The sequence below is a fragment of the Mesorhizobium sp. M7A.F.Ca.US.002.01.1.1 genome (genome assembly GCF_004022955.1).
GTDB lineage: Bacteria > Pseudomonadota > Alphaproteobacteria > Rhizobiales > Rhizobiaceae > Mesorhizobium > Mesorhizobium ciceri.
The window spans coordinates 1-3,218 of record NZ_RZQE01000578.1 but is presented as its reverse complement, the minus strand read 5'-3'; the positions used below and the strand labels follow the sequence as shown (position 1 = coordinate 3,218).

Annotated in this window: 3 protein-coding genes; all 3 read right to left on the bottom strand. The window is 60.9% G+C overall.

Annotated features, from left to right (window positions below; genetic code table 11):
* Positions 1–911: OFA family MFS transporter (locus EN932_RS32265; RefSeq protein WP_128369371.1), on the bottom strand; the 911-nt coding region annotated here is incomplete at its 3' end.
* A gap of 247 nt (positions 912–1,158) precedes the next feature.
* Positions 1,159–2,181 (bottom strand): acyltransferase, encoded by a 1,023-nt coding sequence (locus EN932_RS32260; RefSeq protein ID WP_013531268.1) that lies wholly within the window; start codon positions 2,179–2,181, stop codon positions 1,159–1,161.
* Between the two features lie 406 nt (positions 2,182–2,587).
* Positions 2,588–3,218 (bottom strand): FAD binding domain-containing protein (locus tag EN932_RS32255; protein ID WP_128369370.1); only part of this gene is annotated, 631 nt, incomplete at its 5' end.

Here is a 3,218-nt window from a genome sequence, read left to right as displayed (position 1 = left end):
AAGATCGACAGCAGGCCGACGAAGCCGGCGGCAGCGGCAGGCGTGATGCGTCCCGGAAACATCTCCTGGCTCATCGCCGAGGCCTGGCCGAGCACGCCGATCCCTGCCGTCACATTAAGGCACAGCACGCCCCACAGCAGCCAGAACTGCGGCGTCTTCAACGCATCGTCGAGATGGACATTGGACGTCGTCACCATCGCATTCTGTGCCGCCGGCGGCGTCCATCCGGCAGGCCTCCAGCCCTCCGGCGGCACCCTGACGATAACGGCGCCGATCAGCATGAAGACGAAATAGACGATGCCCAGCACCAGGAAGGTTTCGGCGACGCCGATGTGCTCAGGCGTCGAAAACAGCTTCATCAGATAAACCGACAGCGGCGAGGCGATGAAGGCGCCGCCGCCGAAGCCCATGATCGCCATGCCGGTTGCCATGCCCGGCCGGTCCGGAAACCAGGTGATCAGCGTCTTGACCGGCGAGATATAGCCGAGGCCGAGACCGATGCCGCCCAGCACGCCGTAGCCGAGATAGATGATCCACAATTGGTGCAGATAGACGCCGAGCGCCGAGACAATGAAGCCGCCGCCGAAACAACAGGCAGAAGCGACCATGGCTTTGCGCGGACCGACGCGATCCAGCCAGCCGCCGCCGAACGCCGCCGCAATGCCCAGGAACAGGATCGCGATCGAGAAAATCCAGCCGAGGCCGGTCAATTTCCAGTCGTCGGGCGCCGAGTCGGTGATGCCGATCAGCTTAGACATCGGCAAGTTGAAAACGCTGAACGCATAGGCCTGGCCGATGCAAAGGTGGATGCAGAGCGCCGCCGGCGGCACCATCCACCTGCTGAAGCCAGGCTCGGCGACGGTGCGTGAGCGGTCGAGCCAGCCGCCCGCCCTTTCCCCGGTCGTATCCATTCCATCCTCCCAGATGCGTCTTCGAACCATCTTCTCAGATGTGTCCTGCGAACAAACTAGGCGGGTAAGCCGGCGAGGCAATAAGGAATGCCTGCCATAAGACCAATGTCTAATGAGACTGGCCCAGATCGGAAAGCAGGTCATTGCTTTCCCGAAAGTTAGATTAGAAACAATTAATGGATCGTCTGCTTACGAAGCACGATCCCTCCACCTGCACTCACGATCATCTGGCCGGGCACGACGGCATTCACCAGTTGCGGTTGAGCCATTCGCGCGCCGGGCGCTCTATGAGGTAGTAGCTGCAGGCCGCGCAAGCGAAGACCGCGGCCAGCATCGGTATCGGCGCGCTGCCTTGCTCATAGACGAATTTGTAGAACGGCTGCTGCCATAAATAGAGCGAGTACGACCACAGCCCCAGCGTCGCCATCGGCCAGGACGACAGCAATCCGGAAAAATACCGTGGGCTGAAATCGAGTGCGTTGACGGCCAGAGCCAGCAGCGGCACCGCGAAGAGATAGTGCATCGGCGTCGGCACCCGATCCAGGAACAGGACAACGGCACAGACCGTTGCCACCAGGGCCACATGCTTGCCTCTCAAAAACGCCGGCAGCCTGCCGTCGGCCTTGAGCAGGCAGATCGAAGCCGACAGGAGGATCGACGCGATGTGCACATCCGTGCGCCAATAAGTGGTTTCGTAGTCCATCCCCAAGACCCAGTACGAAACCGCGCCATTGGCCATGGCCAGCAAGGCCAGCGCCAGGAGCAGCACGACCACGCGAGAGCGACTTGAGACGATGACGCTGATCAGCGCCAGGATGATGTAGGCGTGCTCCTCGATGCAGAGCGACCAGATATGGTCGAGCGCCCCTGCCCGAGCCACGAGAATGCCGGCATAATTGTAGGTGAATGTCAGCGCCGTCAGCGCGGCCTTCCATTTGAAGGCGAGGAACGTGCCGGAGAGCGCGATCATCGCGACGACTACGAAGACCAGAAGAGCCGGATAGATGCGGGAGAAGCGGCGTTTGAAGAATTTTTTCAGCGGGTAGCGTTCGATGAACAGGATCTCGCCCATCAGCCGGCCGCTGAGCACGAAGAAGAATTCGACGCCCAGCACGCCAAGATTGATTCCCGGAACCGGAAAGAAATGGCCGATCAGAACCAGCGCGATCGAAAGCCCGCGCCAGCCGTCGAGATAGGCCAGTCTTGTTCTGGTTGATCTGTCGGCGGCGGATCGGGACGGAACGACATGCGTCGCGGAAATGTCGGTCATGCCGATCCTCTCGCAATAGGTATGCGAAGGGTACGACGGTACATTTCGAACCCAGCTCGCATTCCCGCCCAGTCCATATTGCAGTGCAATATGAATTTGTGCAAGTGCGAGATTGCTGCCGGATCAGGTCCGGCCTCCGGCTCGGCGGGGATTTGCTTCAAGCAGTGCGGCAGCGATTCCATCAGCAACTGAACGGATGCAGGCCGCCGCACGAGAAAAGGGGCCACGGAGGCCCCCTTTCCTTGTCTGCGACCGATCGTATTAGAAACTGTTTCGAAACTCGCCCTGGCGAGTCATATGGTGGTGGTTTCGAGAACCGGAGCGGAGCGTACTTTTGGTACGTGAGCACCGGAAGCACAGAAAACGCCATCAGATGGCCGCCGGAGTAGAGTTTCCAAACAGTTTCTCAGGCGTTGGCTGCCGCAACCGCGCGCTTGGCCATCACCGCGATCAGATTGGCGCGATAATCGGCCGAGGCATGGATGTCGGTCATCAGATTCTTCGCCGGCACTTTCACACCTTCCAGTGCCGAGGCCGCGAAATTCTTGGCCAATGCTGCCTCGATCTCCTTCGAGCGGAAGACGCCGTCATCGCCGGCTCCAGTGACGGCGACGCTGACGCCATCCTTGCCCTTGGCAACGAACACGCCGACGATGGCGTAGCGCGATGCCGGATTGCGGAACTTTTCATAGGCCGCCTTGGCCGGCGCGGTGAAGGTGACGGCGGTGACGATCTCGCCTTCCTTCAACGAGGTCTCGAACAGACCCTTGAAGAACTTGTCGGCATCGATCTCGCGCTTGTTGGTGATAATGGTGGCGCCCAGCGCCAGCAGCGCCGCCGGATAATCGGCCGCCGGGTCGTTGTTGGCGATCGAGCCGCCGATCGTCCCCTTATGGCGCACCGCCGGATCGCCGATCAGTGACGCCAGATGGGCAAGCGCCGGACAGGCCTTCTTCAGCTTCTCGTCATTGGCAACGGCGTGATGCGTGGTGGCGGCGCCGATGGTGACGGTCTTGCCCGACACCTTGACGCCCTGC

Excerpts from the sequence above, each read along its gene's own strand:
- EN932_RS32260 (WP_013531268.1), bottom strand. The coding sequence starts at position 2,181 with ATGACCGACATTTCCGCGACGCATGTCGTTCCGTCCCGATCCGCCGCC.